The sequence below is a fragment of the candidate division WOR-3 bacterium genome (genome assembly GCA_039803925.1).
Classification (GTDB): domain Bacteria; phylum Hydrothermota; class Hydrothermia; order Hydrothermales; family JAJRUZ01; genus JBCNVI01.
Map to the genome: position 1 here is coordinate 99,870 of JBDRZL010000001.1, position 13,265 is coordinate 113,134.

At 29.9% G+C, this 13,265-nt stretch carries 12 protein-coding genes; 11 read left to right on the top strand and 1 reads right to left on the bottom strand.

The window, feature by feature from the left end:
• The first annotated feature begins 35 nt into the window (after nucleotides 1–35).
• Genes hutI through cdaA form a run of 11 tightly spaced genes read left to right on the top strand, consistent with a single transcriptional unit; the run spans nucleotide 36 to nucleotide 12,556 of the window.
• Nucleotides 36–1,253 carry an imidazolonepropionase gene (gene hutI, locus ABIN17_00480; GenBank protein MEO0283536.1) on the top strand — a complete coding sequence of 406 codons (1,218 nt, stop codon included), beginning with the start codon at nucleotides 36–38 and terminating at the stop codon, nucleotides 1,251–1,253.
• A complete protein-coding gene (ftcD, locus tag ABIN17_00485) occupies nucleotides 1,240–3,048 on the top strand; it encodes a glutamate formimidoyltransferase (GenBank protein ID MEO0283537.1) in 1,809 nt (602 codons plus the stop codon). Before hutI ends, ftcD begins: the two co-directional genes overlap by 14 nt.
• The gene (locus ABIN17_00490) at nucleotides 3,045–4,553 is read left to right on the top strand and encodes a tetratricopeptide repeat protein (GenBank protein ID MEO0283538.1); all 1,509 of its coding nucleotides are present in this window, start codon (nucleotides 3,045–3,047) and stop codon (nucleotides 4,551–4,553) included. Before ftcD ends, ABIN17_00490 begins: the two co-directional genes overlap by 4 nt.
• A gap of 12 nt (nucleotides 4,554–4,565) precedes the next feature.
• Complete coding sequence (locus tag ABIN17_00495; protein ID MEO0283539.1) at nucleotides 4,566–5,375, top strand: AAA family ATPase; 810 nt, start codon at nucleotides 4,566–4,568, stop codon at nucleotides 5,373–5,375.
• Nucleotides 5,372–7,300, top strand: coding sequence for a tetratricopeptide repeat protein (locus tag ABIN17_00500; protein MEO0283540.1), 1,929 nt, complete (start codon nucleotides 5,372–5,374; stop codon nucleotides 7,298–7,300). Before ABIN17_00495 ends, ABIN17_00500 begins: the two co-directional genes overlap by 4 nt.
• A gap of 41 nt (nucleotides 7,301–7,341) precedes the next feature.
• Nucleotides 7,342–8,163, top strand: a complete 822-nt coding sequence (locus ABIN17_00505) for an AAA family ATPase (protein MEO0283541.1) — start codon at nucleotides 7,342–7,344, stop codon at nucleotides 8,161–8,163.
• Nucleotides 8,160–8,990 (top strand): PHP domain-containing protein, encoded by an 831-nt coding sequence (locus ABIN17_00510; protein ID MEO0283542.1) that lies wholly within the window; start codon nucleotides 8,160–8,162, stop codon nucleotides 8,988–8,990. The genes ABIN17_00505 and ABIN17_00510 overlap by 4 nt, the downstream gene beginning before the upstream one ends.
• Nucleotides 8,968–10,434, top strand: coding sequence for a biotin carboxylase N-terminal domain-containing protein (locus tag ABIN17_00515; protein ID MEO0283543.1), 1,467 nt, complete (start codon nucleotides 8,968–8,970; stop codon nucleotides 10,432–10,434). Before ABIN17_00510 ends, ABIN17_00515 begins: the two co-directional genes overlap by 23 nt.
• Complete coding sequence (locus ABIN17_00520) at nucleotides 10,431–10,868, top strand: divergent PAP2 family protein (protein MEO0283544.1); 438 nt, start codon at nucleotides 10,431–10,433, stop codon at nucleotides 10,866–10,868. Before ABIN17_00515 ends, ABIN17_00520 begins: the two co-directional genes overlap by 4 nt.
• A 19-nt stretch (nucleotides 10,869–10,887) precedes the next feature.
• Entirely contained in the window at nucleotides 10,888–11,796 is a 909-nt protein-coding gene (locus ABIN17_00525) for a DUF6569 family protein (GenBank protein ID MEO0283545.1), read from the top strand.
• Nucleotide 11,797: 1 nt separating this feature from the next.
• A complete protein-coding gene (gene cdaA / locus ABIN17_00530; GenBank protein ID MEO0283546.1) occupies nucleotides 11,798–12,556 on the top strand; it encodes a diadenylate cyclase CdaA in 759 nt (252 codons plus the stop codon).
• Nucleotides 12,557–12,566: 10 nt separating this feature from the next.
• Here the strand turns inward: cdaA and ABIN17_00535 are convergent, their stop codons facing one another.
• Complete coding sequence (locus ABIN17_00535) at nucleotides 12,567–13,265, bottom strand: hypothetical protein (protein ID MEO0283547.1); 699 nt, start codon at nucleotides 13,263–13,265, stop codon at nucleotides 12,567–12,569.

Consider the following 13,265-nt stretch of genomic DNA (forward strand, 5'->3'; position numbering starts at 1 on the left):
AAAAATCATTATAATTCTTAAACTATAACTTTGAAATGGAAAAATTTGATATTTATCTACATTCACCTGAATTTATTTATATATGCAATGAAAGTTTTGATATTTATTACAAAAAAGATATAGGAATAAAGGGAGGAAAAATTAGTTTTATAGGTGATTATAAAGAAGGTAAAAATAAAATTGGTGATTCAACAAGGTTTTATAATTTAAAAGGTAAAATAATTTTACCTGGATTTATTGACCCTCACACCCATCCAGTTTACTCAGATGATAGAATTCTAGAGTTTGAAGAGAGATTATTGGGTAAGAAGTACCTTGAACTTTTAAAGGAAGAAAGAGGAATTTTATACACTGTTAAGAGAACAAGGGAAAAAAGTAAAGAGAGTTTAAAAAAAATAGTAAAGGAAAGGTTAAGGAAATTTTTAGAACATGGAACTTTAACAATTGAAGCAAAAACAGGTTATGGATTATCTGTTGAAGAGGAAATTAAACACCTTGAAATTTTATATGAGCTGAAAAAGGAATTTCCCTTAGATATTAAAATTACTGCGCTTTTTGCTCATGCAGTACCAAAAGAAAAAAGTAAGGAAGAATATATTGAAGAGATTTTAAATTATGGTCTTAAAGAGGCTTCAAAATATGCAGACTTCTGTGATGTTTTTGTTGAAAAAGGAGTTTATACAAAAGAAGAAGGAAAAAGAATACTTCTTGAGGCAAAAAAATATGGTATGTTACCAAGAATTCATGCAGATGAACTCTCTAATTCAGGAGGAGGAGAAATTGCTTTAGAAATAGATGCTATTTCATGTGATCATCTTGAATATACTCCTTTAAATGTTTTGAAGAAAATGAAAAATAAAAGGATTTCATGTGTGTTACTTCCTGCTACCTCTTTTTTTATGCGATTACCTTTTGCAAAGGGAAGAAAAATGCTTGATCTTGGTCTTTCAGTTTCTCTTGCAACTGACCATAATCCAGGAACATCTTTTACTTTTTCCCAGATTTTTGTTGCTGGACTTGCAATATTTTTAATGGGTTTTAAAATTGAAGAAGCAATGAAGGCAATTACTATAAATTCAGCAAAATCTTTATTAATGGATGATAGAAAAGGTTCGCTTGAAATAGGTAAAGATGCTGACCTTGTTGTTTTTGATATAAAAAGACTATCCTATTTATTTTATGATTTTTATAATGTAAAAAAACCTGTGCTTGTAATAAAAAATGGAAAGGAGTTTATAAATGAAATTGATTGAGTGTGTTCCTAATTTTTCTGAAGGAAGGAATAAAAAAATAATAGATGAAATAGTTAATGCTATAAAAGAAGTTGAAGGAATAAAGGTTCTTGATGTGGATATGGGATATGATACAAATAGAACAGTTGTTACTTTTATTGGAGAACCGGATAAAGTTAAAGAAGCAGCCTTTAGTGCTATAAAAAAAGCAGCAGAACTCATTGATATGAGAAAACATAAAGGTGCCCATCCGAGAATAGGTGCCACAGATGTCTGTCCCTTTATTCCACTTAGGAATGTAACCTTTGAAGAATGTAATGAGATAGCTATAGAAGTTGCAAAAAGGGTTGGAGAAGAATTAAAAATTCCTGTTTATTTATATGAAAAATCAGCTAAAAAACCAGAAAGAAGGGATCTTTCCTATATAAGAGAAGGTGAATATGAGGGATTAGCTGAAAAGATTTATAAACCTGAATGGAAACCTGATTTTGGCCCGCAGGAATTTAATCCCAAATCAGGTGCCACTGTGATAGGTGTGAGAGAATTTCTTATTGCTTATAACATTAATTTAAATACAAGGGATAAAAGATATGCTGAAGATATTGCCTTTGAAATTAGAGAGAAAGGAAGAACAAAAAGAAAAGGTAAAATTTCTCCCTTTTACTTTAAAGGCGATATTGTTAGATATAAGGAAAATGAATATCCCTGCGGTGAATGTGAATTTATAGGGAAAACTTTAGAAGAAACTTATAATCATGTGAAGGATAATCATGGTTATGATCTCTATGAACTTTTAAAGATGAACGGAATTGACATAAAAAAAATTATTGGTAAACCAGTAAAGAAAAAGGGGTTATTTAAAAAAGTTAAAGCAATAGGCTGGTACATAGACGAGTATAAAAGAGCACAGATAAGTATAAATTTGACTGATTATAAAGTTACAAATATGCATCATGTTTTTGAAAAAGTAAAGGAGCTCGCCGAGGAAAGAGGGCTATCTGTTACTGGAAGCGAATTGGTTGGTTTAGTTCCTTTTAATGCTATTTATGAATCAGGTCTATTTTATCTTGAGAGACAGAAAGTTTCAAAAGGTCTTCCTGTAAGAGATGTTCTTGAAACAGCAGTCCAGTCTTTGGGATTAAGGGATGTAACTGATTTTGAAATAGAAAAGAAAGTTCTTGGATTACCTCTTATCTTTGAATCAAATTTACCAAAGATGTCTATATGGGATTTTGCAGATGAACTCTCAAGGACTTCTCCTGTTCCAGGTGGAGGTTCATCCAGTGCTATGGCTGGTGCTATTGCTTCATCCCTCTGCAGTATGGCTTTAAATATTACAATTTCTAAATTGAAAACTGAAGAAAATTTTGAATTGCTTTCAAATACCTCTTTAAAATTTCAGGAATTGAAGGATTATTTTCTCCTTGCAATGGATAAGGATAGTGAAAGTTTTCAGAAGTATATGGATAGTTTAAAAAGTGGTAAAAGTAAAGAGGAAGTTTTTAATACTCTTCTTGAAACAATAAATGTTCCTTTTGAAGTTGCAGAGAAATCTTTATTTGCTTTGAAACTTATTGATGGTATTATAGAATTTATTGATGAAAATGTTATTTCAGATTTAGGGACAGGGCTTGAGATGTTTAATTCTTCTTTCAAAGGAGCTATGTTTAATGTATTAATTAACTTGAAAAATTTAGAAAATGAGTTTAAAATTAAATACAGGGCAGAAATGGAAAAAATGATAGAGGAGTTTGAACCCTTGTTTAAAAAAGTTGAAAATATTATTTTAAAAAAATTAAAAGGAGGTAAAGAATGATTTTAAATGAACGATTTCAAAACCTCGCATTCAAATATTACAGTAACCGTGAATTTGATAAAGCTTTAAGACTTCTGGATAGATTATTAGAAGAAGATAAGGATAATTTTAATCTCCTTCTTTTTAAAGGTGATATTCTATTTGAAAAAGAGGAAATAGAATCTGCTCAAAATTATTATATTTCTGCTCTTGAAAAGGCTAATAAGGAAAAAAATCATTTCAAGAGGTTATTAAGTTTGATGAAATTGAAAAGAATTCAGGGTGAAACTAATGAATTAAATTCAAGAATATTCATATCTGCATATTATCTTGGTATTTTGAAGTTATGTAAGGATTCACTTTATAAACTCTTAAGAGAAGAAGTAATTGATGATTCAAAAAAGTATCTTGAAAGAATAATAAAAGAGCTTTTTAACAATACCCCCACACAGGCTTTTCTTTTAGGAGTTCTTAATATTTATCTTAAAAATGATGAAGGTTTAAAATTATTAAATAGTGCTTTTGAAAACATTGATTTTGATGAGAGGTTAAGAAATTATAAAGAGTTAATAAAAAAATTTATTTATGTTGAGACTAAACCTTCTTTAAGTGAGCTTGAGGACATTCTTAAAATAGAAGGGTTATCTGAAAAAAAATTAGAACCTTCAGGTACAGTTGAGCTTGCTGACCTCTTGAAAAGTATAGGTTCTCTTGAGGAGGCAATTCTTGAATATTACAGTTCAATTTATGGTTATTTGAAATCTGAATCTAACATAGAAAAGGCAAGGGAAGTGCTGAATAAGATAAAAGAAATTTCTCCTCAGGAGGAAAGGCTTACAAAAGTTGAGGAATTTTTAGATAAGTTTGAGAGCACAAAGGTGGAAACAGGGAAACTTCCTGAAATCACACATGAAATTTTACTTAAAATATATGAGGAATTTTTACTCCCTGAAAATAGTTTTGAAAATTATATCACCTTTTTGAATCTAATGGCTGAGTGGAATATGCATGAGGATGTTATTAATGATTATAAAGAAATAGAAGATAGTGTTTCAGTTGATCTCTTTGCTCCCTATTATCTTTATACTTTGTATCTAACAGGAGAATATGAAGAAGTAATTTCAAAATCTGATAAATTTATAGAAGCTACAGAAAGTGAGGAGATACTTAAGTTTATAAAGTATTTTAAAGCACTATCTTTATACAATCTAAATAATAGAAAAGAGGCACTTGAAATTTTTGGTTCTATTTATGAGCAGGACCCTGGTTTTTTAGATGTTAAGGAATATTTAGAAATAAAAAGACCAGAAGAAGCTCTGGTAAGTGAGTCTGTTTTAGAAGAAGAGAAAGAATTAACCGCTCATGAAAAAACTATTGAGATTCCTGAGATATTGACACCTGAAGTTGAAGAAAAAGAGGCTGTAATAGAAGAAATTGGAGAAGTTTACGAGGAAAAAGAGATACCAGAAATGGAGCAGGTTAAATTATCAAAAAAGGTAATTAAAGAACATTTTATTATTCTTTGAAGGAGGTAAAAAATGGAATTATTTGAATTTTTTGGTTTTAAAAAAGACCCTTTCACAATGATTCCTGATCCTGAACTTTTCTATCCTTCCAGAATACATAGAGAAGCACTTGAAAAAATTAAATACTGTATAACAAAAAACAGGGGAGGTTGTGTATTAACAGGTGAAGTGGGTACTGGGAAGAGTATGATTTTAAGAAAATTACTTCTTGATTTTTATCAACATGAAAACTATATCCCTCTTTTTGTTCTCTTTGCTCATCAAGAAGTAGATGTAAAATGGTTTTTAAAGAAAGTTTCAAGATTTTTTGGTTTAAATGATACAGAAAATATTTCAAGCTTAAAAGAAGAATTTATATCTTCAATTTTAGATTCTTTTGAAAAAGGGAAAAAATTTATATTTTTGCTTGACGAAGCTCATAAAATAAAATCACCGGAACTTAAGAACTTCTTTAGAGATATTCTTTCAATAGAAACTATAGATGAGAAACCAATCTCCTTTGTTTTTGTAGGTCTTTCAGAAATAATAAAAAATTTCAGAGAAGATCCTAATTTCAGCCAGAGAATACCTATTTGGATTTCTCTTGAAAAGCTTGATGATTCAGAAGTAATAGATTATATCAATTTCAGACTAAAAAAGGCTGGAGGAGAAGAGGAAATTTTTACACAAGAGGCAAAGGACAAAATAAGGGAAGTTTCAAATGGTATACCGAGGGTTATAAATGCTATATGTGATGCCTCTTTGCTTGAATGTTATATGAAGAGTAAAAACAGGGTGGGGGTAAATGATGTTGAAAAGGTGATTACCGGTATGGGATTATGAATATTTCAGAATTAAAGAAGAAAGCAAGGGAATATGAGTTAAGAGGAGATTACAAAAAAGCTTTAGAAACTTACCAAACTGTTTTGAAATATGAAAATAATGATCCAGAAACTCTATTTAGAATAGGGCAAATTTTAATAAAATTCAAACAGGAAAAAAAGGCAGGGGAATTTTTATTAAAATCTTTTGAAATTTTTGAAAAACAAGGAATATATGACAAAAGAACTATAGCTTTATTGAAAAAATTAATTCAACTTTATCCTGATAAAAAAGATCTCTATAGAAAATTAGCAGAGGCATATTATCATGTAGGAGATTATGGAGAAGCTGGTAAAACTCTTGAATTTTATATTGAATTTCTTTTTAAGAATGGTGAATATGAAAAAGGTTTTGAAAATTATGAACTTCTTTTAAAATGGCAACCTGAGAATTTTGCCTTAAAAGAGAGAGTTGCTGAACTTTATCTTGATTTCAAAAAAAACAAGAGGGCTATTGAAATTTATTTTGAGCTTTTGTATTATTTTTTTAACAGAAATAAGGAAAAAGAAAAAGAAATCAGAAATAAACTCTTATCTCTCGGTGTTTCTGAAAAAGAAATTGAAGAGAGAATAAGTTCGGATAGCGAATCAGAGAAAAAAGAAAGTGTTTTTGTAACATTGGATGAACTCTTAAAAGGTGATAGACTTAAAGCAACAAGAACTCTTAAACAGGTAAAAGAAGCTGAAAAAGAAGAAAAAGAAGAAAAAGCTGAAAAAGAAGAAATGATCGAAATGAAAGAAATAGAGAAGGAAATTCAAAAAGAAGTTGAAGAGGAATTTAGTCAGGAAGTTTCTGATACGGAATTTGGGTCAGAAGCTGCTGTAAGTGAAGAAGAGGTTTCAGAAAGTGAGATAAAAAATCCCTTAAAAGTTAAAACTCTTGCTGAAACACTTCTTATGATGGGTGATTATACAGGAGCTCTTGATACTTTTTATAAAGCTTTTGAACTTTATTTACAGGAAAATTTATTGATAGAGGCTTATAATATACTCAAGGAAATTGCGAGTAAATGGCCGGAGGAAATAAAAGCAAGAAAAGAAATGGTAAAAATTTCCCATATGTTGAAAAATAAAGACCTTCTTGTTGATAGCATATTATCACTGGCTGAGTGTTTATACAAAAGAGGAGCAAAGGATGATGCTTTAAAGTGGTTTTTAAAGGTCCTTGATATTGAGCCAGATAATAAAAAGGCTATTGAATATGTAACAATGATAAGTCCTGAATCCTTGGAAAAATTAAAGAAAAGAAAAGAAGAGGTCCCTTTAAAAAAGGAAAAAACTATAAAAGTGGAAGAACCAAAAACACCTGAGATGGAATTTGTTAAGATAGAAAAGAAAAAAACTCTTGAGGAGAAAAAAAAGGAGGAAGAATTTATAGATCTAAAAAGTCAGATTGTTGAAGAATTGGAAGAGGATGAGAAAAAGATTAAAAAGGATATATTCAGTGAAGTGAGGGAAACCCTTCATAAATTTTCAAAGGAAATAGATTATAAAGGCAAGCTGGAACTTGGTATTGCAATGAGGGAAATGGGGCTTTATGAAGAGGCTATAATAAACCTTAAAGAAGCCTTAAATTCAGAAGAAACAAGGGCAAAATCTCTTGAGCTTCTTGGTGAAATTTTTATGGAGTTAAGGAAATTTAACATTGCATTAGAGTATTTTGAAAGGGCTTTACAGGAAAAAAATTTAGAGGAGAGAAGAGTTATTTCAATTGAGTATCACCTTGGAGAATGCTATGAAAACTTAGGAGACTCTGTCAATGCTTTAACATATTATAAAAGAGCCTATGAAAAAGACCCTGAAATAATGGGTTTAAAAGATAAAATTGAAGAACTTGAAAGTAATAGAAGAAGAGTAGTGGACGAGGATAAAATTTCTTTTTTATAAAAGATTGTAAAAGTTTCTGATTTTTATTTATAATATCTTAAATGCAAAGTATTTCCTATCTTGATTTTTATAACTTTAAAAAAGAACCCTTTTCAGCAGCACCTGATGAAAATTTCTGGTTTAATTCTTCACAACATAGGGAGGCACTTTTAAAAATTATTCATGGTATAAAAAACTATAGAGGTTTGATTACAGTAACAGGTGACATTGGTCTTGGAAAAACAACTTTGGCTCGAAAACTTTTGAGTGAGCTTATAAAATATGAAAACTTTGAACCTTCTTTAATAGTTATTGTTCATTCTGATATCAGTAAAATATGGTTTTTAAAAAAAATTGCCAGTAATTTAAAAATTCAGGTTAATGATAATGATCCTGTATCTCTTGTTTCAAATCTTTTAAAAAAATTGATTGAAATGTACAAAAATTCTAAAATTCCTGTTATATTAATTGATGAAGCCAATATGCTTAAAAACAAAGAAATTATGGAAGAGATAAGGGGTCTTTTAAATATTGAGATTCCAGGAAAACGTCTTTTAAACTTTATACTTTTTGGTTTGCCACAATTAGAAGAAAATCTTAAAATGGATATGCCACTTTATGAGAGAGTTGCTTTAAAAATTAATCTTAAGCCCCTTGACTTTGATTCCACGAAGGAATATATAAACCACAGATTGAAATTAGCTGGAGCTGAATATAAAATTTTTTCAGATGATGTTTATGAAATAATTTATAAATATTCCAAGGGTAAACCAAGACTTATTAATACAATTTGTGACAATGCACTCCTTGAGGGCTTTTTAAGAAAAACAAAATTAATTAATAGTGAGATTTTTAACAAAGTTGTAAAGGAACTTGGTTTATGAAAAATTTTAAAATAGATTTGCATACACACACTATTTTTTCAGATGGAGAATTATCACCTAAGGACTTAATTTTGAAAGCAAAAAGAGAAGGTGTAAAAGTTCTTGGTATATGTGATCACGATACATTAGAGGTAAGAAATTTTATTCCAGAAACAGATTTGGAAGTTATAATTGGAACTGAGCTTTCTTTAAGTGATGGAGAGAGAGATATACATTTACTTATCTATTTTCCTGAACCGGAGTCAGAACTTGAGAAAGTTTTAATAAATATTAGAAGAGTAAGATTTGATAGAATAAAAAAAATAATAGAAAAATTAAAAAACCTGGGAATCAAAATTGACCTTGAAGAAGTAATTGAGGAAAAAAATATTCAATCTTTCGGAAGACCTCATATAGCACGAATTCTTGTTAAAAAGGGTTATGTATCCTCTATTGATGAAGCTTTTGAACTTTATCTTGGAAAGGATAGACCAGCTTATGTTCCGAAATTCAAGTTAACACCGAAAGATGGAATAGAGCTTGCAATAAAATCAGGAGGAATTCCTGTTATAGCTCACCCTGGAGTTGAAAATATTGATTATGATTATCTTGATTATCTAAAAAAACTCGGAATGAAAGGTGTAGAAGTTTTTTATCCGGATCATGATAAAGAAAAGGAGGAATATTATCTTGAATATGCAATTAAAAATAACTTATTAATAACAGGTGGTTCTGATTATCATGGTGATAACCATGAGGGTAAAAATATAATTGCAAATAAAACATGTCCTTATGAATATTATCTAAAACTTAAAAAATTTAAAAATGAAATGCCTCATAGCAAATAGAGGAGAAATAGCTGTAAGAATAGCAAGAACTTTAAGAGAAATGGGAATATCGCCGATAGGAATATACTCTGACCCTGATAAATTTTCACTTCATAACTTTTTTATGGATTTTTCTTACCCTTTAAATGGTAAATCAAGTTATGAAACATATTTAAATATTGATAAAATATTATGGATTATTGATAAAGAAAAACCTCAGTTTTTACATCCGGGTTACGGTTTTTTATCAGAGAATTATCTTTTTGCACTTGAAGTTGAAAAAAGGGGTGTAAATTTTGTAGGACCATCTCCAGAATCTATGAGGCTTATGGGTGATAAGGCTCTTGCAAGGAAAATTGCGGAAAGGTGTTATGTTCCTGTTGTTCCAGGTTATTCAGGTAAATTGGAGAATTCTGAAGAAGCATTGAAAATAGCAGAAAAAATTGGGTTTCCATTATTTTTGAAAGCAAGTTTAGGTGGCGGTGGAAAGGGTATGAGGATTGTAAGGAATAAGGAAGAATTTGTTTCTCTATTTAATTTAGCTTACAGAGAAGCAGAAAGTGCTTTTGGTGAAGGTTCCCTTTATATTGAAAAATTTATTGAAAAACCAAAACATATTGAAGTTCAGATAATAGCCGATAAAAAGGGTAATTACTATGCACTTGGTGAAAGAGAATGCTCTATACAGAGAAGATACCAGAAACTTATTGAAGAAAGTCCCTCATCTTTCATTGATGATAAAATAAGAAGGGATATTGAGGAAGCTGCAATAGAGATTGCTAAGGCTTGTAACTATTATAATGCTGGAACAGTCGAATTTATTTTTGATGAAAATAAAAATTTTTACTTTATTGAGATGAATACAAGATTGCAGGTAGAGCATCCTGTAACTGAGATGAGAAGCATGCTTGATCTTGTTTATCTTCAGTTAAAGGTTGCAAGGGGAGAAGAACTTAAACTTGAAAAACCGTATCCTTTAAAAGGTTATTCTCTTGAAGTTCGTATATGTGCTGAGGATCCTTATGAAAATTTTATTCCTTCACCTGGAGAAATAAAGTGGCTTACTTATCCTTCAGGTCCATTTGTAAGAGTTGATTCAGGGGTATACCAGGGTTTTTATGTTCCAGAAGAATATGATCCTTTAATAATGAAGATAATTGTATGGGGTAAGGATAAAAAAGAGGGAATTCAAAGGATGAAAAGAGCTCTTAATGAGCTGTTTATTGCTGGTATTAAAACAACAAAAGAATTCTGCTTGAATGTTATTTCAAGTGAATTTTTTGAAAAAGGAGAATTTGATACCTTTTTACTTGAGAGATGGAAACCTGAAAATTTAACTTCTTTTATTTTTGAAGAAGAGTTATCTTCACTTATTGAAACACGGAGTTTAATAGAGGAAAAAAGACAAAGCACAATAAGTCCTTGGAAAAACTTTAGATTTTTTTATAATAATTTTGAATTATGATAAGAGAAGTAATCTCAAATGATATACTCCTAAAAACTCTTCTTGTAGGGTTAATTGCACAGATAATAAAATCAATTCTCTATTCATTTAAATTTAAAAGATGGAACTGGAAATGGCTAACAGAAACAGGTGGTATGCCTTCTTCTCATACAGCATCCACCTTTGCTTTAACCACAATGGTTGGAATTAGGGAAGGTTTCAGATCACCTTTATTTGCTGTAACTGCTTTTTTTACTTTTATTGTTATGTATGATGCTGCTGGTTTAAGAAGAGCTGCAGGTAGACAAGCACAGATCTTAAATAAAATAATGGATGAATTTTCTCATACAGGTAAAATTAAAGAAGAAAGGTTAAGAGAACTTTTAGGTCATACTCCCTTTGAAGTAATCGTGGGAGCAATTCTTGGTATTTTTTTGGGATTGATTTTTGTTTAGTTTTATTTTATAATTTATTATGAAAAAAATAGAAATTGGAGAACCTTTATTTCAGAGAAATCTACTAATGTACCCCTTATATAGAAAAGATAATGGAGATTTTAAAGAAAATATAAAAACAATTGATGAGGCATATAAAGAAGGTTTTGGGAAATTTGAGGAACTAAAAGAGCCTTCTGTGAATAGAATAATTTTTAAGAATAGCGGAAGTTTCCCTGTTTTTGCTATTGATGGAGAAGAAGTAATAGGTGCATTTCAAAACAGGGTAATTAATACTGCCTTTTTTTCTGAACCAAATACTGTAATAGAAGTTCCTGTTTCTTGTGTTGAAGAGAGAAGGTGGGAAGGTGAAAGAAGTTTTAGCTCTTCAGGAGTTGCTTTATATCCCAGCTTAAGGGCTATCCTTTTAAAAACCACAAATAAGAGCTTATCTTTGAATAAGACCTATTATTCAGATCAGAGTATAGTGTGGAAAAGTGTTAAAAATGTTCTTAATTCTCTTAAGATTTCTTCCGGAACTTTATCCATTCATGATGCTTTTAAAGGATATGAATCCCAGATTGAGTGGTACTTAGAAAATCTTGATTTAAGTAATGTAAGTGGTTTAGTTGCTTTTGCGGGTGATAAATTTATATGTATGGATCTTTTTATTTCTTCTTATATTTTTGAAAAGTTTAAGATAAAAATTTTAAGAGGCTATGCTCTTGATGCAATACTCTTAAGGGACCGTCCTACTGATTTTATAAATAAGGATAAGGTTAAAGAGATAATTGAGAAAGTCATAAAAATAAAAATGAAAAAATTTAATGGAGTTGGAAAGGGTCTTGAATATAGGGGTGAAGGTGAGAGTTTAATAGTAAGGGGATTTAAGAAAAGAGAAGAAGAGGATTTTTTACATTTGGCAGTTTTCCCAGATATAAAATTATAAATTGGATTTTTTAAATATAAGAATCTTTGATCTTATAGATATTTTAATTTTGTCCTTTTTCTCGTATTTTATTATAAGACTATTCAGGGGTACAAGGGCTGGTTTTATGTTTCTGGGTGTTTTTATTCTATTATTGCTTGCTTTTATTTCTTTCATATTTGATTTAGCTGGAACAAAGTTATTTTTTAATGGTTTGAAAACAATCGGTTTAATTGCTTTTATAATAATATTCCAACCAGAGATAAGAAGACTCCTAACAAGTTTCGGTCGTTTGCCGCTTTTAAAAGGAGAAAAAATTAAGGAGGAAAAAATTGAGGAAATAATAAATATCCTTGTTAAGGCTAGTTTTTCTCTAAGAGATAAAGGCTATGGTGCAATAATTGTAATAGAGGGGAAGATGGTTTTAAGCGAATATACTGATAAGGCTTTATTTGTAGATGCAAAAATTTCTGAACCCTTGTTTCTTGCTATTTTCAATCCAATTTCACCTGTGCATGACGGTGCATGTGTTATAAAGGATGATAGGATAAAATTTGTAAGGTGTATCTTACCAGTTTCTGATTCACCACTTATAGATATTTCTCTTGGAACAAGACACAGAGCTGCTATTGGTATAACGGAACAAAGTGATTGTTTTGCAATTGTTGTTTCTGAAGAAAAAAGAGAGGTTTCTTTTGCTTACCAGGGAAAGTTAATAAGAAGAGCTACAAGAGATACTTTAAAAAGAAATCTTGAAGTCTTTTATAAGGGAAGGTTATAGATAGAAGAAATTAAGGTGAAAGTAAAAAATTAAATACTCTCTTTATGTAATTTTTAAAATTTGATTCATTAGATAGGGAATACTCAATCATAGATTGGTAAATAGGAAATAAAGTTAGAAATCTCAATATACTTCCTGCACTAACTTCCTCCTTTGGTCTTGTAACTTCAACAGGTCCAAAAAAAACAACCTCGTCAGCTTCTGTAAAGTATTTATCAAGAAAATTTATAATTTTTTCAGTGGAAGTTAGATCAATCTGCTTATCTAAGAGTTTAACATAAACAAAGGCATTCTGAATAACGGACACAACATCCTCTGGATATTGATGGAAAAGAAAGGCAAATCTTGATTTTTCATATTTACCATTTATTCCAAAATATACTCCTGATTCTAAAGGTGAATGAACTTCAAATCTTAAAAATATTTTTAATAAGTCAGAATTTATCTGGTAACTTTCATTTTTCCTGGGTTCTATACCGTATCCAACAAAATTAGCCTCTTCAACATTTAATGAAGGTATAACTGATAGTTTTGAATGCCAGAAAATGTCAACCCCAACAATTTCTTCAATTGTGTTTAAAATAGGTGTAACAAGATCCTGAAGTTTTGGTCTTATTTCATCATAAAAAAACTTAACTTTATCTTTGCTTTTAAATATCTCTTCAAGTTTTTCAATATTTATATAAGGTTTTAACACAATTTCATCCAT